Genomic DNA, 25153 nt, shown 5'->3' with positions numbered 1-25153 from the left:
CCCTACCGGGTCGGTGCGGGCGTCGGCCGTACACCCGCTGCGAGCAGCGCGGAGACGGTGACGAAGGTGAAGCCCCGTGCCCGCAGCCCGTTGATCATGTCTGGCAGGCCGCGGAGCGCGACCAGACGTCGCCGGTCACCGACGTCGTGTCCCAACACGATCGTCCCCGGCCGGACCTCGGTCGTGATCCGCCGGGCGTGGCCGGCCGGATCGTCCGGAAACTCGCGCTCCACCATCTGCAACGACCAGAGCACCAGTCGATAGTTGAGCCGCGCCGCCGCGTGCAGCACCGCCCCACCCAGGTGACCGTACGGTGGGCGGACCAGTTGGGGTGCGCTTCCGGTCGCGTCGGCGATCGCGTCGTGGCTGCGGCTCAGGTCGTCGTACACCTCGGCGGCGTCCATCTGGGCCAGGTCGCGGTGTTGCCAGCTGTGGTTGCCCACCTCGTGGCCGGCGAGCCGACCGCGGACGACGTCGGCGTGCCGCTTGGCCTGCGACCCGACCAGGAAGAAGGTGGCAGGCACCCGGTGCTGGGCCAGGGCGTCCAGGACCATCGGGGTCCACTGTGGCGCCGGGCCGTCGTCGAAGGTGAGCGCCACGAGTCGTTGCCCGGTCGGCACCGACCAGACGACCGCCAGCTCGCCGGAGCCGACTCCCCGCCCGTTGCCGAGCGTGGCGCTGGCCGGGCCCCCGGCGAGCGGCAGCCGGCGATGGGTGCTCCGCCACGCCTCGGACGCCCCCACACCGACGGCCACGCCACCCACCAGCAGGGCGCTCCGGCGCAGCAGGTCGCGCCGGGACCAGCCGCGCGTGCCTTCGCTCATCCGTCCGCCCCACTCCGCACAGCACGTCCACCAGACCACTAGGAGTATGCAAGAAGTAACGCAAGGTGCAGGCACGGATCTCCCATCGGAGTGTCCCGGTGCCGGATAGCCGCAACGCCCCCGGCGGGGCCCGTCGGGGGCGTTGCGCAGTGCTTGTCGGAGCCGGGCCCTACTCGGTCGGCTCCGACGGGGGCAGCGGCGAGGTACGGCTACGGGGAAGCCGTAGGACCTCGAACTGGTCGGTGCCATCCACAAGCGCACCCGACGGGGCCCCTCGCCCGGCCGACGGCGCACTCCCGGCCGACGCCGGCGCGGACACGTCACCGGGCACCGCCACCTGGTTCGGGCTGGTCGCCTCGTCGGTCTCCGCCGGCCCGCCGGAGCGCCGCCGGTCGCGTCGAGCCCGCAGCGACTCCTTGGTGTGCTCCACCATCGTGTAGAGCGTCGGCACCAGGATCAGGGTGAGCAGCGTCGAGCTGAGCAGACCGCCGATCACCACCACCGCCAGCGGCTGCGAGATGAAGCCGCCCTCACCGGTCAGCCCGAAGGCCATCGGCAACAGCGCGAAGATGGTCGCCACGGCGGTCATCAGGATGGGGCGCAGCCGACGCCGGCCGCCCTCGACCACCGCCTCCTGGACCCCCATGCCCTGTGCCCGGTACTGGTTGATCAGGTCGAGCAGCACGATCGCGTTCGTCACCACGATGCCGACGAGCATCAGCACACCGATCAACGCCGGCACGCCGAGCGGCGTCCCGGTGACCAGCAGCAGGCCGATCGCGCCTGTCGACGCGAACGGGATGGAGATCAGCAGGATCAGCGCCTGGGTGAGACTGCGGAACGTGGCCACCATGATCAGGAAGACGATCGCGATCGCCACCAGCACCGCCAGGCCCAGATCACCGAAGGCATCCGCCTGGTCCGCGCTGACGCCACCGATCGTGAAGCTCGCGCCCGGCACGTCGATGCCGTCCAGGCGCTTCTGTAGCTCCTTGCTCGTCGCGCCCAGGTTCGAGCCGGTCGCCGCACCGGTCACCGACACGCTGCGCTCACCGTCGATCCGGGTGACCTGCTGCGGCCCCTCGCCCTGGGTGACGTCCGCGATGTCGTCCAGTTTGACCGAACCCACCGGCAGCGCCCGCAACTCCTCCACAGTCATCGGTGGCTGCGAGCCCAGCCGAAGGACGACGTTCTGCTGCTGACCGTCGAGCGCGACCTCACCCAGCGGCGCTCCCCGGAACGCCTGCGACACCAACTGCCCCACTGCGGCCTCGGTGAGCCCGGCCCGACCGGCGGCGACCCGGTCGACAGTCACGTCGACCCGCGGCACCCGCTCGGCCAGGCTGGTGGAGACGTCCTCGACGTCCGGGACACCGGCCATCGCCGCCCGCGCCTCCTCGGTGGCCCGGGTCAGCGCCTCCGGGTCGCTGGCCTGGACGATCACCTCCAGCTGGCTTGTCGACGCCTCCTGCCCGCCACCGAAGCTGATCTCACCCACACCGGCGCCGAGCCTGTCGAACTCCTTGCGCAGCACCTCACGCATCTGCTTCGCGTCGGTGTCACCGTCGAGCGCCAACGACCAGTTGGCGACGTTGTTGCCGCCGCCACCCGCCCACGGGTTGTCCCCCGCGCCGGCGGTCACCTGGTACGTCTCGACGCCCTTGGTGGCCGACAGCACCGACTCGACCTGCTTGGCCGCCGCGTCGGTGGCCGCCAGGCCACTGCCGGCCGGCAGCTCCTGACTCATGTTCAGGGTGTCCTGGCCAGAGTCGTCCAGGAAGTTGGTCTCCAGCTTCTGGGCCAGGCCGAAGGTGCCGAAGAGCACCAGCAGACCGAGCCCCACGGTGATCCACCGGGTCGCCCGCTTGCGGGTGGCGAACCCGACCACCGGCAGGTACGCCCGCTGCAACGGGCTGCGCAGCTCCTTCTCCTCCGCGACACGTCGCACCGCCTCGTCGTCCGCGGTGCCGCCACGCGGCTTGAGGAACCAGTACGCGAGCACCGGGATCACGGTCAGCGACACCAGCAGCGAGGCGAGCAGCGCCACCGTCACGGTGATCGCGAACGGTGCGAAGAGCTGGCCCACGAACCCGCCGACCAGCGCGATCGGCGCGAACACCGCCACAGTGGTGAGGGTGGACGCGGTCACGGCACCGGCCACCTCGCGGACGCCGGTGACGATGGCGTGCCGCTTCTCCTCGCCGTACTCCAGATGTCGTTTGATGTTCTCCAACACCACGATCGAGTCGTCCACCACCCGGCCCACCGCGATGGTCAACGCGCCGAGGGTGAGCAGGTTGAGCGAGTAGTCGCCGATCCACAGGGCGATCAACGCCACCAGCACCGAGAGCGGGATGGAGACCGCCGTGACCACCGTCGACCGCACCGACAGCAGGAAGACGAGGATGACGAGGACCGCCATCACCAGGCCGAGCAGGCCCTCGGTGGTCAACGACTCGATCGACTTCTCCACGAACGGCGCCTGGTCGAAGACCACAGTCAGCTCCGCGCCGGAGGCGTCCTTCAGGTCGGCGAGCCGGTCGCGGATCTCGTGCGAGATCTGCACGGCGTTGCCGTCCGGCGCGGCGGTGACCGCGATGCCGAGGCTGTCCTTGCCGTTGGTCCGGGTGATCGCGGTGGCCGGAGCGAGCTGCTGCTCGACAGTCGCCACATCACCGAGGCGGACCGGCGACGCGCCAGGGGTGATGACGATGCCGCGCAGGTCCTCCAGGCTGGCGATCGGCGTACCGACCTGCACCGGAAGGGTCAACCCGTCGTCGGTCACCGCGCCGGCCGGAACGGCCACGCCGTTCGTCTTCAGCGCCGCGCCGATCGCCGTCGGCTGCACCTGCGCGGCGGCCAGCTTCGCCGGGTCCGGGGTGACCACCACGACGTCGTCGCGGGTGCCGGTCACCTCGACGGTGCGGACCCCCTCGATGCCCTCCAACTCCGGCACCACTGTCGCCCGCAGCTTCTCCGCCAGCGCCCGCTCGTCCGCCGCGCCGGCCGCGGCCAGCACCACCGCCGGCAGGTCGTCGGTGCTACCCGCGATGACCTGAGGGTCGACGCTCGACGGCAGCTGGGCGTCGATCCGGCTCAGCGCGGTCTGCATCTTGTTGACCACGTCGTCCAGGTCGGTGCCGAACTCGTACGTCACCTGGACGGTGGCCGACCCCTCGCGGGACGTGGAGGTGACCTTGTCCAACCCCGGGATGCCCTGGAGGGCGTTCTCGATCGGCTCGGTCACCTGCGACTCGACGATCTCGGGGCCGGCACCGGGGTAGGCGGCCACGATGAACGCGGCCGGGAACTCGAGCGACGGCAGCAGTTGCTGCTTCAGCGACGGAACGGCGAACGCTCCGAACGCCGTGGTCACCACCGCGATGAGGGCGATCAGCCCTCGGTTGGCGAGGCTGAATCTGGCGAGCAGCGACATCGGCCTGGTTCACTCCTGAACGAGAATGCGGGCGGGGATACCCGAAAGTGTGCCGGACTCGCGCAGCCCGACCCCCGCCGCCCCCGGGCCGTCCCGAGGTCCGCCGGCCCGCCGCCGATCAGCAGCCGGACGGTGGCGCGCTCAGGCCAGGTCGAGGGCGCGGGCGGCGGCCATCGGGTCGTTCGCGATGGTCAGCGGCGCCGGGGCCGTGGAGATCGCCCACTCCGGGTCCTTCAGGCCGTGACCGGTCACCGTGCAGACCACAGTCGACCCCGGCGGCACCGCGCCCGCCGCGGCCTGCTGGAGCAGGCCGGCCACGCTGGCCGCGCTGCCCAACTCCACGAAGACACCCACCTCGCGGGCGAGCAGCCGGTACGCGGAGAGGATCTCCCGGTCGGTCACCGCGGCGATCAGACCACCGGAAGTGTCCCGGGCGTCCAACGCCTTGGTCCAGCTCGCCGGGTTGCCGATCCGGATGGCGGTGGCGATCGTCGACGGCTCCGGCACCACCTGGCCGGTCACGATCGGGGCCGCACCGGAGGCCTGGAAGCCGTACATCTTCGGCGCGCGGGTGGTGGCGCCGGCGGCCTGCTCCTCCGCGTAGCCCATCCAGTAGGCGGAGATGTTGCCGGCGTTGCCGACCGGCAGGCAGTGGATGTCGGGCGCGTCACCGAGCGCCTCGACGATCTCGAAGGCGGCGGTCTTCTGGCCGTGCAGCCGGTCGATGTTGACCGAGTTGACGAGCGCGACCGGGTGGTCCTGAGCGAGCTTCGCGGCGAGCGACAGACAGTCGTCGAAGTTGCCACTGACCTGGAGCAGCTTCGCGCCGTGCACCAGCGCCTGGGCCAGTTTGCCCAACGCGATCTTGCCCTGCGGCACCAGCACCGCGCAGGTCAGCCCGGCCCGCGCCGCGTACGCCGCGGCGGAGGCGCTGGTGTTGCCGGTGGAGGCGCAGATGATGGCCTTGTTGCCGGCCTCGACCGCCTTGGACACCGCGAGGGTCATCCCCCGGTCCTTGAAGGAGCCGGTCGGGTTGGCACCCTCCACCTTGAGGTGCACGTCGCAGCCGATCCGCGCGGACAGCACCGGCGCGGGCAACAGCGGGGTGTTGCCCTCGTGCAGCGTGACGACAGGCGTGGCCGCGGTGACCGGCAGCCGATCCCGGTACGCCTCGATCAGACCCCGCCACATGTCGTTCTCCTCGCCTCAACCACTGCGCCGACCCGCGCATCGGGCCACCTTGGACCAGCCTGCCGGAGTGGTCAAGGGCACACCCCGGCTTACCCACCTGGCGGGACGCGCGAGCCAGCCCCACCCCTGGTGTCAACGAATCAGGCGCCGCCCTCGACCCGCAACACACTGGTCACGGACCGGACAATGTCCAGACCACGCAGCTCGCCGACTGTGGCGGCGAGCGCGGCATCCGGTGCGACGTGGGTGACGATGACCAGCTCGGCGTCGCCGGCCCGGCCGGGCGACCCACTCGCCGAACCCTGTCGCACCGTCGCGATCGACACGTCGTGCCGGGCGAACACGTTCGCCACGGAGGCCAGCACACCGGGACGGTCGGCCACATCGAGGCTCACGTGGTAGCGGGTCAACGCCTCGCCCATCGGCCGGACCGCCAGGTCCGCGTACGCGCTCTCGCTCGCCGCGCGCACCCCGGCGAGCCGATTGCGGGACACCGCGACCACGTCGCCGAGCACCGCGCTGGCGGTCGGCGCACCCCCGGCGCCCCGACCGTAGAACATCAGCTGCCCAGCCGCGTCCGCCTCCACGAAGACCGCGTTGAACGCGTCGCCGACGCTGGCCAGCGGGTGGCTGCGCGGGATCATCGCCGGGTGCACCCGGACGCTGACGGTCTCCCGGCCGGTGCGGTCGACGCCCCGGGCCGCGATGCAGAGCAGCTTGATCGTGCAACCCATCGCCTGGGCGCTGGCCATGTCCGCGGCGGTCACCTCGGTGATGCCCTCGCGGTGCACGTCGGCGGCGCCGACCCGGGTGTGGAACGCCAGCGAGGCGAGGATCGCCGCCTTCGCCGCCGCGTCGAAGCCCTCCACGTCGGCGGTCGGGTCGGCCTCCGCGTACCCCAGGGCGGTTGCCTCCTCCAGGGCCTCGGCGAACCCGGCGCCTGTCGCGTCCATCGCGGAGAGGATGAAGTTGGTGGTGCCGTTGACGATGCCGGTGACCCGGTTGATCCGGTCACCGTGCAGCGACTCGCGCAGCGGGCGCAGCAGCGGGATCGCGCCGGCCACGGACGCCTCGTAGTAGAGGTCGCCACCGCCCTCGGCCGCCGCCTCGTGCAGGGCCACACCATCCTCGGCGAGCAGCGCCTTGTTGGCGGTGACAACGCTCTTGCCGGCCCGCAGCGCCTCGACCAGCCAGCCTCGGGCCGGCTCGATGCCACCCACCACCTCGATCACCACGTCCACGTCGTCGCGCTTGATCAGGCCGAGCGCGTCGGTGGTGAACAGGGCCTCGTCGACCGGCAGATCACCCCGGTCGCGGCCCAGCCGACGGACGGCGATGCCGGCGATCTCCAGTGGAGCACCGATGCGGGCGGCCAGGTCGGCCGACTGCTCGTGCAGCAGCCGGACCACCTCCTGGCCGACAGTGCCACAACCGAGCAGCGCCAAGCGCACAGGTGACGTCATCCCACATCCAATGCCAGCAGATCGTCTTCGGTCTCCCGCCGGACGATCAGACGCGCCTGGCCGTCGCGCACCGCGACAACCGGCGGCCGGGGCACATGGTTGTAGTTGCTGGCCATGCTCCGGCAGTACGCACCGGTGCCGGGCACCGCGACAAGATCTCCGGGCTGCACGTCGGCGGGCAGGAATTCATCCTTCACCACGATGTCCCCGGACTCACAGTGCTTTCCCACCACGCGGGCGAGCAACGGCTGCGCGCCCGACGCGCGGGAGGCCAGCGTCGCCGAGTAGGACGCGTCGTAGAGCGCGGTGCGGATGTTGTCGCTCATCCCGCCGTCGACGCTGACGTACGTGCGGAGGCCGTCGAGCTCCTTGACCGTGCCGACCTCGTAGAGGGTGAACACGGCCGGCCCGACGATGGCCCGCCCCGGCTCGATCGACAGGCGCGGCACGGCCAGGTTCTCCGCCGCGCACTCCGAATCGACGATCTTGCGCAGTCGCTTGGCCAGATCCTGCGGGGTGGCCGGGTCGTCCTGGGTGGTGTACGCGATGCCGAAGCCGCCACCCAGGTCCAGCTCGGGCAGCTCCACGCCGCGCGCGTCGCGGATCTGGGCCTGGAGGGCGAGCACCCGGCGGGCCGAGACCTCGAAACCGCTGGCGTCGAAGATCTGCGAGCCGATGTGCGAGTGCAGACCGCGCAACTCCAGCACACCCTCGTCGAGGATCTTGAACGCGGCGTTCGCGGCGGCACCACCGGCCAGCGAGAAGCCGAACTTCTGGTCCTCGTGGGCGGTCGCGATGAACTCGTGGGTGTGCGCCTCGACGCCGACGGTGACCCGGACCAGCACCCGGGGCCGGACCCCGCGCTCGCGGGCCAGCGCGGTGAGCCTGTCGATCTCGGTGAACGAGTCGACGATGATCCGGCCCACCCCGGCGTCCAGCGCCCGGCCCAGCTCGACGACCGACTTGTTGTTGCCGTGGAAACCGATCCGCTCCGGCGGCATGCCGGCCGACAGCGCCGTGGCCAGCTCGCCACCGGTGCAGACGTCCAGGTGCAGCCCCTCCTCGGCGATCATCCGGACCACCGCCCGGCACAGGAACGCCTTGCCCGCGTAGAAGATGTCCTCGGTCGGGAAGGCCGCCCGGAAGTCGCGGCAGCGCGACCGCAGGTCGGCCTCGTCCAGGACGTACACCGGGGTGCCGAACTCGGCAGCGATGTCGCGGACGCTCAGGCCCGCGACGGCGACCGCGCCGTCCGCGCCGCGCGTCACCGACCGCGGCCACAGCGTCGGCAGCAGGGCATTGACATCCTCCGGGGTACGCAGCCAGGCCGGCCCCCGGTTGTTGATGTCCGCGTGCAGCGCACCCGCCTCATGAGCCCTCATGTCACATCCTCTCCGGAGCGGAGACGCCCAGCAGGCGCAGCCCGTTGGCGATCACCGTGCGGGTGGCGTTGTTGAGCCAGAGCCGGGCGCGGTGCAGGTCGGTGACTTCCTCGTCACCCAGCGGCAGCACCCGGCAGTTGTCGTAGAAGCGGTGGTAGGAGGCGGCGACGCCCTCCTCCAGGTAGCGGGCCACCCGGTGCGGCTCCCGCAGCTCGGCGGCCGTCGCCACCACGGCGGGGAACTCGGCGAGCGCCTTGAGAAGCTCGTTCTCCTTCTCGTGGTCGAGCAGCTCGGGGCGGAACGCGTCGGCGTCGCCCGGGACCAGCCCCACCTCGGCGGCGTTGCGGGCCACGCCCGCCGTCCGGGCGGCCACGTACTGCACGTAGTAGACCGGGTTGTCGCGGGTCGCCCGGGTCCACAACTCGATGTCGATGTCGATCGGGGAGTCGCTGGAGTAGCGGGCCAACGCATACCGGGAGGCGTCCACGCCGATCGCCTCGACCAGGTCCTCCAGGGTGATCACCGTGCCGGCCCGCTTGCTCATCCGCATCGGGGCGCCGTCGCGCAGCAGGTTGACCAGCTGCCCGATGAGGATCTCCAGGTTGCGCTCCGGGTCGTCGCCGAAGCAGGCGGCCATCGCCTTCATCCGGCCGATGTAGCCGTGGTGGTCGGCACCCAACATGATCACGACCCGCTCGAAGCCACGCTCGCGCTTGTCCAGGTAGTAGGCGCAGTCCGCGGCGAAGTACGTCCACTCGCCGTTGGACTTGCGCAGCACCCGGTCCTTGTCGTCGCCGAAGTCGGTGGTACGCAGCCAGGTGGCGCCCTCGGACTCGTAGAGGTGCCCCTGCTCGCGCAGCCGGTTCAGCGCCAGGTCCAACTCGCCCCGGTCGTGCAGGTCCTTCTCGTTGAAGTAGGTGTCGAACTCCACCCCGAAGTCGCGCAGCGAGGAGCGGATCTCGTCGAACATCAGCGCGACGCCCTCGACCCGGAAGACCTCCTGGGCGGCGTCGTCGTCGAGGGCCCGCACCTCCGGGCGGCGGGCCTGCACCTCGGTGGCGATCTCGGCGATGTACGCCCCGCCGTAGCCGTCCTCCGGCGCCGCCGCACCCTTGGCCGCGGCGAGCAGCGAACGGGCGAACCTGTCGATCTGCGAACCGGCGTCGTTGAAGTAGTACTCAGTGCCGACGTCGGCGCCGGTGGCCCGCAGCAGTCGGCTCAACGCGTCGCCGACGGCCGCCCAGCGGACCCCGCCGATGTGCACCGGCCCGGTCGGGTTGGCCGAGACGAACTCCAGGTTGATCCGCTCGCCGGCCAGCCGGTCGCTGCGGCCGTACTCCGCACCGGCCTCGACGATCACCCGGGCGAGCTGACCGGCGGCGGCCGCGTCGAGCCGGATGTTCAGGAAGCCCGGACCGGCGATTTCGACCGACTTGACCCCCGCTGACCGGCCCAGCTCCTCGGCCAGGGCGGCGGCCAACTCCCGGGGCGGAACACCCACCTTCTTGCTCAACTGCAACGCGAGGGTCGAGGCGTAGTCGCCGTGCTCGGGATTGCGCGGTCGCTCCACCACCGTGTGCTCCGGCAGGGCTGCGCGGTCCAGGCCACGCTCGACGAAGACGGCGTGGGCGGCGGCAAGGACGACCGAGGCGAGTTCTGCAGGAGTCACCCAGCCATGTTATCGGGGGTAGACTCGGGCACTCGGCGGCTACCCTGCGCGTCATCCGGCCCGCCATTCCCCTGACCGACCGACTTGACGAGGCACGATGAGCATCAGCACCCCCGGTGGCCCTGAGCGCCGCCCGACCGTGGTCAGCACCGGGAAGAAGCCGGCCGCGGGCCGGCCGGCGTCCGGCGCCAAGGCCGGTTCCGGCAAGCCGGCGGGCTCCCCGCGGGCAGGCGGCAAGGGCCCGCGCAAACCGGTCACCCCGGTCAAGGTGAGCCAGGGCCGCGCCTGGGGCCCCATCGCGCTCTTCGTCGCGGTGGGCGTGCTCGCGGCCGGCATCATCGGCTACGGCGCCTACGCGGCGTTCCAGGGCTCCAAGCCGTGGGACAAGCGGGCCAACGCCATCGACGGCATCGTCAACATCCGCAAGACCGACGGGGAAAGCCTGAAGTACGAGTCGCACAAGTCGGGCCCGCTGACCTGGAAATACTCCCCGCCGGTGGGTGGCGTGCACAACGCCGCCTGGCAAAACTGCATGGGCGACGTCTACGACGCCCCGATCGCCAACGAGCACGCGGTGCACAGCCTGGAGCACGGCGCGGTGTGGATCACCTACCGCCCCGACCTGCCCAAGGACCAGGTCGACAAGCTCGCCGGCAAGGTGCGCGGCGTCGAGAAGATGCTGATGAGCCCGTACGAGGGCCTGGACAAGCCGATCTCGCTCCAGGCCTGGGGCTACCAGCTCAAGCTCGACAACGCCGACGACTCGCGGATCGACGAGTTCATCAAGGACCTGCGGGTGAACGCCTCCGCCGAGGGTCCGACGGCGCTGTGCAACACCGGCATCACCGCCACCGGCACCACCCCCCGCGAGCTTCCGCAGCAGCAGCAGCCACCCCAGCAGTAAGGACGCCGATGACCGCCCCCGCCACCACCGACAGCGAGTACGACGACACCCCGGCCGTCCCGGACGAGGACGGCCGGGCCCCGGCGTCGCGCTATGGCGTGCTGGCGCTCGCCGTCATGGTGGTGGTGGGGCTCCTCCTCGGGTACGCCGGTGGCCTGCTCACCCCGCGACTCACCCGGCCGGGTGACGCGTCGGTCGAGGCGGGCTTCGCCCGGGACATGACGACCCACCACGCGCAGGCGGTGGAGATGAGCCTGATCGCGTACCGGTCGGCGACCCTTCCCGAGGTGCGGCAGATCGCCGTCGACATCGCCACCGGCCAGCAGGGCGAGATCGGCGCCATGCAGACCTGGCTGCGCGAATGGGGTCTGAGCCCGACCGGGTCGCGGCCGGCGATGTCGTGGATGTCCGACGGGGCCCGCCTCAGCAAGGACGGGCTGATGCCGGGGATGGCCACACCGCAGCAGATGACCGCCCTGCGCGACGCGCGGGGCATCGAGGTCGACAGGCAGTTCCTGACCCTGATGTACGACCACCACCTCGGCGGCATCCACATGATCGACGCGGCGCTCGACGAGACCGACAACGACGAGGTGGTGCGGGTGGCCAAGACCATGAAGGCCACCCAGCAGACCGAGCTGAACAACCTCCGGCAGCTCCAGGCACAGGCGGCCAAGGGCTAGCCCCACCGAGACGGCCGTACCCGGGCCCGCGCCACCGCCGCTCATCGGCACGGGCGCGGGCCCGCCCCTGTCGGGCGGGCTTGCCCCAGTTCCCGCCTCAACGCCCGACGCCCACGCGGCCGGCGGATGATCGACTCGGTTTCACGGAAACCGGGCTGTCCGGGCGGGCGGGACGCCCCGACTTTCAGGAACCCGAGTTGATCAAGAGGCGCGCATGGGGGGATTGTGGCTTGAATGTCGGCTTGTCTCCTGTGTGGGGGATTTGACCGGGACAGGCGATTACGTTGCTTAGAGAGTTTTCTCCGCACATATCGTGACCAGTTGTGATTCGTGCTCGTTGCCCAAGGCGTGGGGGTTGCACTCAGAGACGCACGGCGTTCGGTCACCAGCTGGTGCCGACGCCACACCATCGGTGGTGACGGGGCGGTGGCAGCCGTCCGTCGCGGACAGCGGCAGGGCGAGCCGGGAATGCTCAGCCGCGAACAGGAACTCGAACTGATCGACATACTGCGGGGCGTCCATCCCGACGAGTTCGGCCTGGACGAGGAGCTGTGGACACGGCAGAGCCTCACCACGCTCATCACGCGCCGATTCGATCTGCCGTTGGACGCGGGCGCGGTCGGGGCGTACCTGCGGGCCTGGGGGTTGGGTCCGCGCGAGCCGCGCGAGCGCGCCTGCGGGCTCTGCGTCAGCGCGGTCGAGCGCTGGGTGCGCAGCGAGTACCCGGCGATCACCCGGGCCGCCCAGGAGCACCTCGCGGAGGTCTACTGGATCGGTCGGGTGCGGCTGCGCGGCACCATGCCGGCAGCCGACGTGATCTCCGCGGTCTCGTCCCGCGGCCGGGTGCGCTTCATGATCACCACGCCGACTGTGGACCCGCCGCTCCCCCGCGACTTCGTGCTGCGGCTCAGCGGTGCGGAGCAGCGCACCGTGCATCTGATCGTGGACGGTTCCTGGCCGCGCAACGAGTGGCCACGTCGGCTGCCGCGGCGAATCGTCCTGCACCCGCTGCCCAGTTGTGGGCGGGCGGTCGCGGCCTGAGCGCAGGGGTGAGCCGGTCGCCGACACGATCGGCTCACCCATACCGATTCGGCGTACGCAGGGGAGGTTTGCTAGTCTTCTCCAGTCGCTGAGCCCCCGTAGCTCAGGGGATAGAGCACCGCCCTCCGGAGGCGGGGGCGCAGGTTCGAATCCTGCCGGGGGCACACTTGCTAAGAAATCAGGCCGGGCGCAGGAGCATGGTGGCTCCCCGCGCCCGGTTTTCGCATTCCCGCTGGCCGTAGCCGCCGCAACGGGGTCATCCTGCCGCGGCGGCGAAGCGGCGGGCGAGACCCGCGAAGGCGGCCCTCAGCTCCGCGGGCCCGACAACCTCGATATCGGCGTCGAACCTACCGAGGGCGGCGGCGAGGCCGGTCCAGGACCAGGAGCCCTGCACGAGTCGGCACCGGTCGGGGCCGAGTTCTTCGACGAGCCCGTCGTGCGTGTACGTGGCGGCCACGGCGGCGGGAAGGTCGAGGATGACCTCACCGAGGCAGGGCCACGCCGACGCGTCGGTGGACCCTCGGAATCGGGCGGCCACGAAGGTGGCCACGTCTGTCGCGGGGAGCCGTCGGGGGGCGAAGCGCGGTCCGGTCGGGGTACGCGGGCTGATGCGGTCGACCCGGAACGTTCGCCAGTCGCCACGGTCGAGGTCCCAGCCGACGAGGTACCAGCGTCCCTTCCAGGTGACGAGGTGGTGGGGCTCCACGCGGCGGGGTGGCGCGGGGCTGCCGGTCGTCGCCGAGGCGTAGTCGAAGCGCAGGACATCGTGGGCGTGCACGGCCGTCCCGATGGCCGTCAGCACGCTGCTGTCGACAGGGAGGTCCGGGCGGGTGGTGGGTTGTTCGACGGCGGTGACCCGCAGGGTGTCGATGCGGTGCCGCAGCCGACTGGGCATGAGCTGCCGCATGGTGTGCAGCGCTCGCGCGGCGCCCTCCTGGATGCCCGCCCCGGAGAAAGGGGCCAGTTGCAGCGCGACGGCGATGGCGACGGCCTGTTGGTCGTCGAACAGCAGCGGTGGCAGGTGGGCGCCGGCGTCCAGCCGGTACCCACCGTCCGGGCCCTTGACGGCCCGGACCGGGTAGCCAAGCTCGCGCAACCTGTCGACATCGCGCCGCACGGTGCGCGGGCTGACGTCCAGCCTTTCGGCGAGCAGGCCGCCCGGCCAGTCGCGGCGTGCCTGGAGCAGGGAGAGCAACGCCAGCAGTCGCGCCGAAGTCTTGGGCATGCCTCCGATCTTCCCGTAGGTAGCGGCCACAACCTGACCGCTACCGCTGTCATCGTTCCCTCGTCCCCGGGCAGCAGCCACGGGTGAGGACACGTACCAGGAGGGGCAACCATGAGCATCGACACCGTCGCGCACGTCAACCTGCGGGGCAACGCGCGTGCCGCTCTCGAGTTCTACCGGTCGGTGTTCGGCGGTGACCTCGTCGCGGTGACCTACGCCGAGGCCCAGAACGTGCGGCACCCGGACGAGGCCGACCAGATCATGTGGGGTCAGGTCCGGTCCGCCGAGGGCTTCCAGATCATGGCGTACGACGTGCCGTCCGCGCGGCCGTGGAGCCCGGGCGAGAGCCCGTTCTTCGTCTCGGTGCGGGGTGCGGACGTCGACGAGATCACCGGTTACTGGAAGAGGCTGAGCGTCGGGTCGACGGTCGTTGTCGATCTGGCGCCCGCCGGCTGGGCGCCCCTCTACGGCATGCTCACCGACCCGTTCGGCATCACCTGGGTGCTCGACGTCGCCGCCGGGTACGACCCCTGCTGAGCGGAGGGCGAGCGCAACCGGCGGCGGGCCTGTTGGTCAGCTGCCGACGTACGCCGCCAGGTGCTCGCCGGTGAGGGTGGAGCGACCGGCGACGAGGTCGGTCGGGGTGCCCTCGAAGACGACCCGACCACCGTCGTGGCCGGCACCGGGACCGAGGTCGATGAGCCAGTCGGCGTGCGCCATGACCGCCTGGTGGTGCTCGATGACGATCACCGACTTGCCGGCGTCGACGAGACGGTCCAGCAGGCCGAGCAGTTGCGCGACGTCGGCCAGGTGCAGGCCGGTGGTCGGTTCGTCGAGGACGTAGACGCCGCCCTTCTCGGCCATGTGGGTGGCCAGCTTGAGTCGCTGCCGCTCGCCGCCGGAGAGGGTCGTGAGCGGTTGGCCCAGGCTGAGGTAGCCGAGCCCGACGTCGGCGAGCCGGTCGAGGATGGCGTGCGCGGCCGGCGTACGTGCCTCGCCGGCGCCGAAGAACTTCTCGGCCTCGGTCACCGACATCGCGAGCACCTCGCTGATGTCGCGACCGCCGAGGCGGTATTCCAGCACCGACGCCTGGAACCGCTTGCCCTCGCAGTCCTCGCAGGGTGCGGCGACGCCGGCCATCATTCCCAGGTCGGTGTAGATGACACCGGCGCCGTTGCAGCTCGGGCACGCGCCCTCGGAGTTGGCGCTGAACAGCGCCGGCTTCACACCGTTGGCCTTCGCGAACGCCTTGCGGATCGGGTCGAGCAACCCGGTGTACGTGGCCGGGTTGCTCCGCCGTGAGCCACGGATCGCGCCCTGGTCGATCGACACCACACCGGCACCGGCGGGGATCGAGGAGTGCACGAGCGAACTCTTGCCGGAGCCGGCGACACCTGTCACGACGACGAGCACCCCGAGCGGGACGTCGACGTCGACGTTTTGGAGGTTGTTGGCCGTGGCGCCACGGATCTCCAGCCTGCCGGTGGGCGTACGCACCGTCTCCTTGAGGGCCGCCCGGTCGTCGAGGTGGCGGCCGGTGATGGTGCCGCTGGCGCGTAGGCCCTCCAGGGTGCCCGCGTAGCAGATCGTCCCGCCGTCCGTGCCGGCTCCGGGACCGAGGTCGACGACGTGGTCGGCGATGGCGATGGCCTCCGGCTTGTGCTCCACGACCAGCACGGTGTTGCCCTTGTCGCGCAGTTGGAGCAGCAGCTCGTTCATCCGCTGGATGTCGTGCGGATGCAGCCCGATCGTGGGCTCGTCGAAGACGTAGGTGACGTCGGTGAGCGACGAGCCGAGGTGGCGGATCATCTTGGTGCGCTGGGCCTCACCGCCCGACAGGGTGCCCGACGGCCGGTCGAGCGAGAGGTAACCCAACCCGATCTTCTCGAACGAGTCGAGGAGGTGTTGCAGCCCCGCCAGCAGCGGAGTCACCGACGGCTCCCTGATCCCCCGGACCCAGGCGGCGAGATCGCTGATCTGCATGGCGCAGGCGTCGGCGATGTTCTTTCCCTGGATCTTCGACGACCGGGCCTCCTGGCTGAGCCGGGTGCCGTCGCAGTCGGGGCAGGTCGTGAAGGTCACGGCCCGTTCCACGAAGGCGCGGATGTGCGGCTGCAACGCGTCGATGTCCTTGGCGAGGAAGGACTTCTGGATGGACGGGATCAGGCCCGTGTACGTCAGGTTGATTCCATCGATTTTGATCTTGGTGGGCTCCCGGTGGAGCAGGTCGTGCTGCTCCCGCTTGGTGTACCTGCCAATCGGCTTGTCCGGGTCGAAGTAGCCGCAGCCACGGAAGATCCGGCCATACCAGCCCTCCATGCTGTAGCCCGGGATCGTGATCGCGCCCTCGTTGAGCGAGAGACTGTCGTCGTACAGGGCCGACAGGTCGATGTCGTTGATCGAACCCATGCCCTCGCAGCGTGGGCACATCCCGCCGAGCCGGGTGAATGTCGCCTTCTCGGTCTTCGTCCTGCCAACGCCACGCTCGACGGTGATGGCACCGGTGGCCTTCACCGAGGGGACGTTGAAGGAGTACGCGTTGGGCGAGCCGATGTGCGGCTGACCGAGCCGGCTGAACAGGATGCGCAGCATCGCGTTGGCGTCGGTGGCGGTGCCGACAGTGGACCGGGAGTTGGCGCCCATCCGCTCCTGGTCCACGATGATCGCCGTGGTCAGGCCGTCCAGTAGGTCGACCTCGGGCCGGGCCAGCGTCGGCATGAAGCCCTGTAGGAACGCGCTGTAGGTCTCGTTGATCATGCGCTGCGACTCGGCGGCGATGGTGCCGAACACCAACGAGCTCTTGCCGGAGCCGGAGACACCAGTGAACACGGTCAGCCGCCGCTTCGGGATCTCGACGCTGACGTCCCTGAGGTTGTTGACGCGCGCGCCCTGCACACGGATCAGATCGTGGCTGTCCGCGACGTGCGGCGTGGACGGCGGGGTGGCCGTGCTCATCAGGTCTCCATCTGGCCGGGGTTGGACGGGTCAGCGCACTTCCTGGATGCGGATCAGATTGCCGGCGGGATCGCGGAAGGCGCAGTCGCGCACGCCGTACGGCTGCTCGGTTGGCTCCTGGACGACCTCGGCGTCACTGGCCTCCAGCTTGGCGAAGGTGGCGTCGAGGTCGGCGGTGGCCAGGTTGACGCCGAAGTAGCTGCCCTTGGCCACCAGTTCCAGGATGGTCTGGCGCTCGTCGTCGGTGATGCCGGGGCTGGCGGCCGGCGGGTGCAGGACGATGGCCGTGCTGGGCTGCCCGGCCGGCCCGACGGTGATCCAGCGCATCCCCCCGTAGCCGACGTCGAGGCGGACCTCGAAACCGAGGACGTCGCGGTAGAAGGCCAGCGAGGCATCAGGATCGAGGTGCGGGAGGAAGCTCGAGTGAATGGTGATGTCCATGGCCGTCACGCTAGTTGTGGCTCCGTGACCTGCGCTTCTCGATTCCTGATCGGTCTGGTCACCTGTTTCGCCACGCAGGACGGCATCCCCGCCGTCGCCCGCCCCGCCTGCCGCCGGTAGACGCTCGGCGGCACGCCGACCAGCTCGGTGAAGCGGGTGCTGAAGGTGCCCAACGACGAGCAGCCGACCGCGAAACAGACATCGGTGACGCTGAGGTCGCCGCGACGCAACAACGCCATCGCGCGCTCGATCCGCCGCGTCATCAGGTAGCTGTACGGAGATTCGCCGTACGCGAGCCGGAACTCGCGGCTGAGGTGCCCGGCCGACATGTGCGCGCCCCGGGCGAGCGCCTCGACGTCGAGCGGAGACGCGTACTCCCTGTCGATCCGGTCGCGGACCCGGCGCAGCCGCGCGAGGTCGCTCAGTCGCTGTGTCGCGTCGGGTTTGCTGCTCACCTGGGAAATCGTGCCACAAGCCACCGACAATCGGCCGCTCGCCGGGCGCGGCCGGAGGCCGACGAACCCGGTCAGCCGGCCTCGCGGCGGGCGCGGGCCCGGCGCTTGCCCTCGTGCATGGCCTGCACCCGGGCCACCGGGATGGTCCGGCCCTCGGCGACCAGGTCGGCCGGGAGGGGCTGCGGCGGCGGCAGCAGTGCGGCCCACGGGTCGCCGTCGCCGAGCAGCGCCGGCGCGGTCCGGATGGTGAAGTCGGCCGGGGCCACCTCGGTCAGGTCGGCCCAGTCGACCGGGAAGGACACCGGCATCCCGGGGCGCAGCCGCGGGCTGTACGTGGCCACCACCGTCGCCCCGCCCGCGCGGGTGGCGTCCACGAAGACCCGGCCACCCCGGTCCTCCTTGATGTACGCGGTGGTGGCCAACGCCGGGTCGAGCCGCTCGGCGCGGACGGCCAGCGCCCGGGTGGCTGCGGCCAACTCCTCCGCAGTGGGTTCGTCGGCCACCGGGACGAACACGTGCACGCCCTTGGCCCCGCTGGTCTTGACCGCACCTGCCAGGCCGACGTCGGCGAGTGCCTGGCGGACCAGCAGGGCCGCGGCGACGGCCGCCCGGAAGCCGTCGCCCTCCGGCGGGTCCAGGTCGAGCACCAGGTGCGTCGGGCGCTGCGGATCCGCCGCGGTGGCAAGTGTCGGGTGGTACTCCACAGCGCGCTGATTGGCGAACCAGAGCAGGGTGCGCCGGTCGTCGCAGAGGGCGTACGAGATCTCCCGGTGCGACGCCTCCGCCCAGACCGGCACCCGGCGGACCCAGTCCGGGGTGTAGCGGGGCAGGTTCTTCTGCATGAAGGGCGGCTGGCCGGGGCGGACCCGGATCACCGACAGTGGGCGGCCCCGCACCTGCGGGAGGATCCGCCCACTGACCGCGTCGAGGTAGTCGACCAGGTCGCGCTTGGTCGCGTCGTCGCGGTCGGACAGCGGCTGGTCCAGGTTGGTCAGGGCCACGCCGTCCCGGGTCTCGTCAGCCTCGCTCACCCGACCACCTTCGCGGCCCCGGTGCCGTCGGTCAACGGGACGCGACGCTCGGGTCCGGATCGATTCCGGCGCCCAGCGTCGCCGGCTCCGCCGGGTCGGCGTCCGGTCCGAGCGGGGCTGGGCGTCGGGGCAGTGTCGTCACCGCCAGCAGCAAGGCGGCGGCCACCACGGCGGCGGCCACGAGGAACGCCGTCCGGTATCCGCCGGACAACGCGGCCGTCTCGCCCCAGCCGGCGGCCCGCAGGCTGTCGCTGCGGGCGGCGGCCAGGGTGGCCAGCGCGGCCAGGCCGACCGCCCCACCGACCTGCTGCGTGGTGTTGGCCAGGCCGGAGGCGAGCCCGGCGTCCGTGTCCGTCGCGCCGGCCATGGCCAGGGTGGTGACCGCCGGCAGGGTCAGACCGCCGGCCATCCCGAAGACCACCATCGCCGGGAGTACGTCGGCGAGGTACGCGCCGTCGGCGGGCAGCCGGGCGAGCAGCAGGAAGCCGACGGTGGCCAGGCCGAGCCCGGTCAGCAGCACGCTCCGGGCGCCCCAGCGGGCGATCAGCCGACCGGCCAGGCCGAGTGACACCACAGCGATCACCACCGGGGTGGGCAGGAAGGCCCAGCCGGTCGTGGCCGCGTCCAGCCCGAGCACCAGTTGCAGCTCGACGGCGAGCAGGAACTGGAAACCGAAGTACGCGGACACCATGAGGAACTGCACGGCGTTCGCCGCCACCAGACCCGGGACGCGCAGCACCCGACCCGGCAACAGCGGGGTCGCCGCCACCCGTTGGCGGAGCACGAACCCGCCGAGCAGCAGCACCGCGAGGGCCACCGCGCCGAGGGTGCGCGGGCTGGTCCAGCCGTGCTCGCCGGTCCCCACGATGCCCAGCACGGCGGCCATCAGACCGGCGGTGACGAGCAGCGCGCCGGGCAGGTCCAGGCCGGCCCGCAGGCCGATACCCCGTTCGGCGGGGAGCCGGCGGACGGCCGTGAGCAGGATGGCCGCACCGATCGGCAGGTTGACCAGGAAGATCGCCCGCCACCCGGCCGCGTCGGTGAGCACCCCACCGGCGACGGTGCCGACCGACGCGCCCGCCGCTCCGGTGAAGCTGAAGACGGCGATCGCGCGGGCGCGCTCGGCCGGCTCGGGATAGAGCCGGACGATCATGCCGAGGCTGACCGCCATGGCCAGCGCCCCGCCGACGCCCTGGCCGAACCGGGCGGCCACCAGCAGGGCCGGCCCGGTGGCGACCGCGCAGGCCAGCGAGGCCAGCGTGAACAGCGCGACGCCGGCCAGGAAGACCCCCCGCCGGCCGAGCAGGTCGCCGAGCCGGCCGGCGAGCAGCAGCAGCCCGCCGAACGCGACAAGGTAGGCGTTGACCACCCACGCCAGGCCGGCTGCGGTGAAGCCCAGGTCGCGCTGTACGGCGGGCAGCGCCACCGCCACGACTGTGCCGTCCAGGATGATCATCAGGCTGCCGGCGCAGAGCACGAGCAGTGCCGGCCAGCGGGACGCGACGACGCGGTCCATGGAACCCCCTCCTTGGTGCACGGTTTGTTACCGAGGTCATCGTCTGTGACCATGAACCGGAGCGGAAGGAGGCACTGTGATGTCCCAGCGGAACAGCGATGTGTCCGCGCTGGTCGACGCCGAGGTGACCTGCGCGGCCGAGGACGTGCCGTTCACCCCGGGCCAGGCTCGGGCGTGCACCGTCCGCCAAGTGCTCGACCGGGTCGGCGGCAAGTGGAGCATCGGCGTTCTGGTGGCCGCCTCACCCGGGCCGGTGCGCTTCACCGAGTTGGAGCGGCACATCGAGGGGATCAGCCGCCGGATGCTCACCCTGACGCTGCGCAACCTGGAACGGGACGGCCTGCTGCACCGCCGGGTCTACCCGACCGTTCCGCCGAAGGTCGAATACACCGCCACCCCCATGGCCCTGGAACTGTACGAGTCACTTGTCGCCCTGACGGCCTGGGCCGAGCGGCACCGTCGGGCCATCGCCGAGGCGCGGACCAGGTACGACGCCGAGCACGCCGAGTAAACCAGCGCCGCATGTGGGAAACGCCACCGCAGTACTCTGACCGATCGGTCAGGATCTGACCGATCGGTCAGGCATGCTGGTTCACGGAGGTGGACCAACGATGGTCAGAGCGGTGTCCGAAACGCACGGCGAGATTCTCGCCGCGGCGGCGCGACGGTTCGCGGTCACCGGCTACCGAGGCACCTCGCTCCAGGACATCGCCGGCGAGGTCGGCTGCTCCAAGGCCACTGTGCTCTACCACTTCGCGAACAAGGAAGCCCTGCTCGCCGAGCTGATGGCTCCCGCGATGGGTGTGCTGCGAGACCTCGACGACCAGCTCACCGGCCTGACCGGGGCACCCGCCCAGGAGGTCGCCGCGATCGGCTTCGTCGACCTCGCGGTCCGGTTCCGGCGGGAGATCGCGGTGCTGCGCGGCGAGTTCCCCGAGCTGCTGTGCCAGCCGGCCTTCGCACACATCCAGCAGATCTCGGATCGGCTGCGCGACGCGCTGGCCGGGCACTCCGACCGCCCGGGTGCCCGCATCGCCGCGCTGGTGCTGCTCGCCGGCATCTCCGAGGCGTGCGCCGAATTCGTCGACATGCCCGACGACGAGCTACGCCCCGCCCTGATCACCCTCGTCCGGCGGGCCGTCGAGCCCGTCGAGCCACCCCTGTTCCCAGCACCCACGACCGAGGACAAGGACTCCTGATGGCCACCCTGCTCTACCGGCTCGGCCGGGGCGCGTTACGCCGGCGTCGACTCGTCGTCGCGCTCTGGCTCGTCGTACTCGTCATCGCCGGCCTGGCCGCGGCGACCCTGCGCGGCCCGACGGCGAGCAACTTCACAATGCCCGGCACCGAGAGCCAGCGGGCGCTCGACCTGCTCGCCGAGCAGTTCCCCGCGGCCAGCGGCGCCACCGGCACCATCACGGTCAAGGCGCCGGCCGACGGGCAACTGGCCACCCCCGAGGGCCAGGCCGTGGTGCAGGAGCTGGTCCAGGAGGCCTCGGCCCTGCCCGGCGTGGTCGGCGCGGTCAACCCGCTCCAGGTCGGCGCGGTCTCGCCCAACGGCCGGTACGCGCTGGTCCAGGTCCAGTTCGCCACCGGCGGCGACGAGGTGAGCGACGAGCAGCGCACCGCGTACGAGAAGGTCGGCGCCGCCGCCGAGGCGAAGGGTTGGCAGGTGGCCCCCGGCGGCGAGGTGCTGGGTGGTGAGCCGGAGATCGGCTCCACCGAGGCCCTCGGCGTACTTGTCGCAGCGATCGTCCTGGTCATCACGTTCGGTTCACTTGTCGCCGCCGGAATGACGATGCTCAACGCGCTGATCGGCGTGGGCGTCGGCATGGCCGGCCTGTTCGCGCTCAGCGGCGTCATCGAGTTGACGAGCACCGCGCCGATCCTGGCGCTGATGCTCGGCCTCGCCGTCGGCATCGACTACTCGTTGTTCATCACCTCCCGGCACCGGCAGAACCTGCTCGACGGGCTGTCCCCGGAGGAGGCGGTCGGCCGAGCGGTCGGCACCGCCGGGTCCGCTGTGGTCTTCGCGGGCGCGACAGTGGTCATCGCGTTGGCCGGACTGGCCGTGGTGAACATTCCGTTCCTCACCGTGATGGGTCTCGCCGCCGCCGGCACGGTCACCGTCGCGGTGCTCGTCGCGATCACCCTCCAGCCGGCACTGCTCGGCTTCGCCGGTCGCCGGGTGCTCCCCCGCCGACTGCGCGCGGTCGCCGCCGACGACACCGACACCAGGGCTGGCACCACCACCGACACCAGCGCTGTCGCCGACCACTTCGGCGACGTCGACCGATCGGCCGCCGAGGACGAGTCCCGGTTCGGGTTCCGCTGGGCACGGTTCGTCACCCGCTTCCGCGTACCCGTCATCCTGGTCGGTCTGCTCGGCCTGGGCCTGCTCGCGCTGCCCACGCCGGACATGCGGCTGGCCCTGCCGGGGGCCGCGACGGCCGCCGTCGGCTCACCCGCCCGGGTGGCCAACGACCTGACCGTCGAGGGTTTCGGAGCGGGCTTCACCGGCCGGCTCGCGGTGGTGGTCGCCGGTGACACGCCACAGGCCACCGCGACCGCCGTGCCGCAGGTCACCGCGCTGCTCCAGCGCACCAAGAACGTCCTCGCGGTGGCACCGGCCCAGCTCAGCCCGGACGGTCGGACCGCGCTGCTCGGCGTGGTGCCCAAGACCGGCCCGACCGACGAGGCCACCGAAACCCTTGTGCACGACATCCGCGGCGCGGTGGGCGGGATCCGCGGCGCGGACGTGCTGCTCACCGGTGCCACAGCGATCGGCATCGACGTCTCCGAGAAGCTCTCCGACGCCCTACCGGTCTACCTGCTGTTGGTGGTCGGGCTCTCGGTGCTGCTGCTGATGTTGGTGTTCCGCTCGCTGCTGGTGCCGGTCAAGGCCGCGTTGGGCTTCCTGCTCACCGTAGCCGCCACGTTCGGCATCACCGTGGCGGTCTTCCAGCAGGGGCACCTCGCCGACCTGGTCGGCCTGGACACGCCGGGCCCGCTGATCAGCTTCCTGCCGATCCTGCTGATCGGCATCCTGTTCGGGCTCGCCATGGACTACGAGGTCTTCCTGGTGTCGCGGATGCGGGAGGACTTCGTGCACGGCAAGTCCGCCCGGCAGGCCACCATCAGCGGCATGGGGCACGGCGCCCGGGTGGTCACCGCCGCCGCGCTGATCATGATGTCGGTCTTCGGGGGCTTCGTCTTCCTGGACGACCCGGTGATCAAGTCGATGGGCTTCGCGCTCGCGGTCGGCGTCGCCATCGACGCGTTCGTGGTCCGGATGACGATCGTCCCGGCGGTGATGTCACTCCTGGGTGACCGCGCCTGGTGGCTGCCGAGCTGGCTCAACCGCGCCCTACCGAACGTCGACATCGAAGGCGAAGGCCTCCGCACCCACCTGGAGGACCGCACCCCAGCCCGGGTCTAACCCACCGCACCCGGTTGATCATGGAGTTGTGGTGCCCGCAGTGCCCCGATCAGAGGCATTCATCCGGCACCACAACTCCATGATCGACACGATCGGGCCGCGGCCGTCAGACGCCGGCCGGGTAGGTCTCCATCTCGCCGGGGGCGGCCGGGACCGGCAGCGGGTGCAGAGCGGTCGTCTCGTCGCACCAGATGAACGCGTCATAGCGGTCACCGAGCCGGGTGGGCACGTAGTTGCCCCAGGACTCGAAGGACGGGTCGTAGACGACACCGATCGCCCGATGGTCCGCGGTGTCGGTCACCCAGCCGGGCTGGTCGTCACCGCCGAAGATCAGCACTGCCCGGTCCGGCATCAGCTCGTGCAGCCGCCGCTCGATCGACCCCTCCCGGGCCGGCGGCACCACCATCGGCTCGGGCGGCGAACCCCACCGGGGTGCGGCGATCACCGTGCCCCGGTAGCTGCCGAAGCCGACAAGCGCCACCGCGTCGTCGCCGTGTCGTTCCCGGGCCAACTGACCAATGTTGACCATCCCGTCCGCTGCCATGTCGGTGGCCCGCGCGTCCCCGACGTGCGTGTTGTGCGCCCAGACGATGCCCCGGGCCTCCGGGCCGTAGCGGTCCAGCAGCCGGTCCAGGGTGTCCTGCATGTGGGTGTCGCGGATGTTCCACGAGTCCGGCCCGCCGGCCACCATCGCCCGGTAGTACCGCTCCGCACCGGCCACCACCTCCGCGTTCTGCCAGGCCGAGAAGCGGTCCGGGCCGTCGGAGAGGGCATGTTCGCGGGTCCGGGCGAGCAGCCGGACGACCTCCTCCTCACAACGGGCGGAAACGAACCGGCTGGCCGCGCCGTACTCCTCGACCCTCTTGCCGTACGGCTCGAAACACCGGTACGCGTCCTGCGCCGCCTCCAGCGACGTCGGGTCCTCCTCCCCCAGGTAGTCGAAGATCGCCTGCATCGACTCCCAGAGGCTGTACACGTCGAGCCCGTGGAACCCGGCACGTTGCTCCTGCGGCCGCTCCAGGTTCCAGGCCCGCAACCAACTGGCGAACCTTGCCACCTCGGCGTTGGCCCACATCCAGGTCGGCCACCGCTGGAACTGGTCCAGCGCAAGCTGCGGTTGGAGCGCGCCGTCCGGCGCGGCGGTCACCGAACGGTGCACCCGGTCACAGTCCGGCCAGTCGCCCTCCACCGCGACGAAGGAGAAGCCGCACTCCGCGACCAACCGACGGGTGAGCTGCTCACGCAGCCGGTAGTAGTCGTAACTGCCGTGGGTGGACTCACCGATCATCACCACCCGGGCGTCCCGAACGCGCTCCAGCAACGGGTCGAAATCGCTCGGCGCGCCGAGCCGCTGAACCAGCATGCCAGCGGCTACCCGACCCCCGCCGAGACAAACCGCGAGCCACCCGCCCCGCCCCGCCCCCGGTGATCATGAGGTTATTGCCATCCGGCACGGCGTGTCGCGCCGCTAACTCCATGATCACCGGGGCCGGTGGGC

Annotated in this window: 20 protein-coding genes and 1 tRNA gene; 8 read left to right on the top strand and 13 right to left on the bottom strand. The window is 71.2% G+C overall.

Annotated features, from left to right (window positions below; genetic code table 11):
• Positions 1-2: 2 nt before the first annotated feature.
• The 6 genes from AB0A95_RS07895 to argS all read right to left on the bottom strand — a co-directional run bounded on the left by AB0A95_RS07895 (position 3) and on the right by argS (position 9965).
• Positions 3-824, bottom strand: a complete 822-nt coding sequence (locus tag AB0A95_RS07895) for a polysaccharide deacetylase family protein (RefSeq protein ID WP_357554859.1) — start codon at positions 822-824, stop codon at positions 3-5.
• A gap of 169 nt (positions 825-993) precedes the next feature.
• Entirely contained in the window at positions 994-4260 is a 3267-nt protein-coding gene (locus AB0A95_RS07890; RefSeq protein ID WP_357554858.1) for an efflux RND transporter permease subunit, read from the bottom strand.
• A 141-nt stretch (positions 4261-4401) separates the two neighbouring features.
• Positions 4402-5451 (bottom strand): threonine synthase, encoded by a 1050-nt coding sequence (thrC, locus tag AB0A95_RS07885; protein WP_357554857.1) that lies wholly within the window; start codon positions 5449-5451, stop codon positions 4402-4404.
• Between the two features lie 140 nt (positions 5452-5591).
• Positions 5592-6902 (bottom strand): homoserine dehydrogenase, encoded by a 1311-nt coding sequence (locus AB0A95_RS07880; RefSeq protein ID WP_357554960.1) that lies wholly within the window; start codon positions 6900-6902, stop codon positions 5592-5594.
• A gap of 8 nt (positions 6903-6910) precedes the next feature.
• Positions 6911-8296: a diaminopimelate decarboxylase gene (gene lysA / locus AB0A95_RS07875; protein ID WP_357554856.1), complete on the bottom strand. Its 1386-nt coding sequence runs from the start codon at positions 8294-8296 to the stop codon at positions 6911-6913.
• 1 nt (position 8297) lies between these two features.
• Positions 8298-9965, bottom strand: coding sequence for an arginine--tRNA ligase (argS, locus tag AB0A95_RS07870; protein WP_357554855.1), 1668 nt, complete (start codon positions 9963-9965; stop codon positions 8298-8300).
• Between the two features lie 97 nt (positions 9966-10062).
• Between argS and AB0A95_RS07865 the strand changes: the two genes are divergently transcribed.
• The 4 genes from AB0A95_RS07865 (at position 10063) to AB0A95_RS07850 (ending at position 12757) form a co-directional block, all read left to right on the top strand.
• Positions 10063-10869, top strand: a complete 807-nt coding sequence (locus AB0A95_RS07865) for a DUF3105 domain-containing protein (RefSeq protein WP_357554854.1) — start codon at positions 10063-10065, stop codon at positions 10867-10869.
• A gap of 8 nt (positions 10870-10877) precedes the next feature.
• Positions 10878-11552: a DUF305 domain-containing protein gene (locus AB0A95_RS07860; RefSeq protein ID WP_357554853.1), complete on the top strand. Its 675-nt coding sequence runs from the start codon at positions 10878-10880 to the stop codon at positions 11550-11552.
• A gap of 348 nt (positions 11553-11900) precedes the next feature.
• Entirely contained in the window at positions 11901-12593 is a 693-nt protein-coding gene (locus AB0A95_RS07855) for a winged helix-turn-helix domain-containing protein (protein ID WP_357554852.1), read from the top strand.
• A 92-nt stretch (positions 12594-12685) separates the two neighbouring features.
• Positions 12686-12757, top strand: a tRNA-Arg gene (locus AB0A95_RS07850).
• 92 nt (positions 12758-12849) lie between these two features.
• Here the strand turns inward: AB0A95_RS07850 and AB0A95_RS07845 are convergent.
• Positions 12850-13818: a WYL domain-containing protein gene (locus tag AB0A95_RS07845; RefSeq protein ID WP_357554851.1), complete on the bottom strand. Its 969-nt coding sequence runs from the start codon at positions 13816-13818 to the stop codon at positions 12850-12852.
• 111 nt (positions 13819-13929) lie between these two features.
• Here AB0A95_RS07845 and AB0A95_RS07840 point away from each other — a divergent pair, with 111 nt between their 5' ends.
• Positions 13930-14355, top strand: coding sequence for a VOC family protein (locus AB0A95_RS07840; protein WP_357554850.1), 426 nt, complete (start codon positions 13930-13932; stop codon positions 14353-14355).
• Between the two features lie 36 nt (positions 14356-14391).
• Here the strand turns inward: AB0A95_RS07840 and AB0A95_RS07835 are convergent, their stop codons facing one another.
• The 5 genes from AB0A95_RS07835 to AB0A95_RS07815 form a co-directional block, all read right to left on the bottom strand.
• Positions 14392-16773 (bottom strand): excinuclease ABC subunit UvrA, encoded by a 2382-nt coding sequence (locus AB0A95_RS07835; RefSeq protein WP_357554849.1) that lies wholly within the window; start codon positions 16771-16773, stop codon positions 14392-14394.
• A 30-nt stretch (positions 16774-16803) separates the two neighbouring features.
• Positions 16804-17214, bottom strand: a complete 411-nt coding sequence (locus tag AB0A95_RS07830) for a VOC family protein (RefSeq protein WP_357554848.1) — start codon at positions 17212-17214, stop codon at positions 16804-16806.
• A gap of 5 nt (positions 17215-17219) precedes the next feature.
• On the bottom strand, positions 17220-17669 hold the full coding sequence (locus tag AB0A95_RS07825; RefSeq protein ID WP_357554847.1) for a helix-turn-helix transcriptional regulator: 450 nt from the start codon (positions 17667-17669) through the stop codon (positions 17220-17222).
• A gap of 71 nt (positions 17670-17740) precedes the next feature.
• Complete coding sequence (locus AB0A95_RS07820; RefSeq protein WP_357554959.1) at positions 17741-18760, bottom strand: ATP-dependent DNA ligase; 1020 nt, start codon at positions 18758-18760, stop codon at positions 17741-17743.
• Positions 18732-20216, bottom strand: a complete 1485-nt coding sequence (locus tag AB0A95_RS07815; RefSeq protein WP_357554846.1) for an MFS transporter — start codon at positions 20214-20216, stop codon at positions 18732-18734. Before AB0A95_RS07815 ends, AB0A95_RS07820 begins: the two co-directional genes overlap by 29 nt.
• A gap of 76 nt (positions 20217-20292) precedes the next feature.
• On the opposite strand from AB0A95_RS07815, the gene AB0A95_RS07810 reads away from it, so the two are divergent.
• From AB0A95_RS07810 to AB0A95_RS07800, 3 genes are all read left to right on the top strand, one after another.
• Positions 20293-20727 carry a helix-turn-helix domain-containing protein gene (locus AB0A95_RS07810; protein ID WP_357554845.1) on the top strand — a complete coding sequence of 145 codons (435 nt, stop codon included), beginning with the start codon at positions 20293-20295 and terminating at the stop codon, positions 20725-20727.
• 100 nt (positions 20728-20827) lie between these two features.
• Positions 20828-21415, top strand: a complete 588-nt coding sequence (locus tag AB0A95_RS07805; RefSeq protein WP_357554844.1) for a TetR/AcrR family transcriptional regulator — start codon at positions 20828-20830, stop codon at positions 21413-21415.
• Positions 21415-23655 carry an MMPL family transporter gene (locus tag AB0A95_RS07800; RefSeq protein ID WP_357554843.1) on the top strand — a complete coding sequence of 747 codons (2241 nt, stop codon included), beginning with the start codon at positions 21415-21417 and terminating at the stop codon, positions 23653-23655. Before AB0A95_RS07805 ends, AB0A95_RS07800 begins: the two co-directional genes overlap by 1 nt.
• A gap of 106 nt (positions 23656-23761) precedes the next feature.
• Here the strand turns inward: AB0A95_RS07800 and AB0A95_RS07795 are convergent, their stop codons facing one another.
• Positions 23762-25018 carry an erythromycin esterase family protein gene (locus tag AB0A95_RS07795; RefSeq protein ID WP_357554842.1) on the bottom strand — a complete coding sequence of 419 codons (1257 nt, stop codon included), beginning with the start codon at positions 25016-25018 and terminating at the stop codon, positions 23762-23764.
• Positions 25019-25153 lie beyond the last annotated feature (135 nt).

This window comes from Micromonospora sp. NPDC049230, from assembly GCF_040647875.1.
GTDB lineage: Bacteria > Actinomycetota > Actinomycetes > Mycobacteriales > Micromonosporaceae > Micromonospora.
This window is presented reverse-complemented; position numbering and strand designations above follow the sequence as displayed.